The organism is Methylobacterium nigriterrae (genome assembly GCF_037106235.1).
In the GTDB taxonomy this organism is placed as follows: Bacteria; Pseudomonadota; Alphaproteobacteria; order Rhizobiales; family Beijerinckiaceae; genus Methylobacterium; species Methylobacterium nigriterrae.
Window position 1 is genome coordinate 1 of the sequence record NZ_JBAWTG010000712.1, and the last position, 295, is coordinate 295.

Below are 295 nucleotides of genomic sequence, written 5' to 3' on the forward strand. Positions count from 1 at the left end.
CTGCGCGGCGTCACCTATCTCAAGGGCGACTGGACGAACCAGACCCCCGAGATCACGCGGATCCTCGAGCGCCACGGCCGCAGCGGCGGGCCGCTCTACCTCCTCTACGCGGGCGCCGCCGAGCCCGCGATCCTGCCGCAGATCCTGACACAGGGGACGGTGCTCGCCGCCCTGGAGCCGATCCCGCCGGTCACGGACCCGCGCAGCGCCGCGCTGAGATAGGAGCGGGATTCCCCCTCTCCCTTCTGGGCTGACACCTTTGACATCGTAACGGGCGACGGCCCGGAGGACGCGA

Annotated in this window: 1 protein-coding gene; it reads left to right on the plus strand. The window is 71.2% G+C overall.

Annotation, left to right across the window (positions count from 1 at the left end):
* A partial coding sequence (locus WDW90_RS38835) for a thioredoxin domain-containing protein (protein ID WP_336492962.1) occupies positions 1-222 on the plus strand: 222 nt, incomplete at its 5' end.
* Positions 223-295 lie beyond the last annotated feature (73 nt).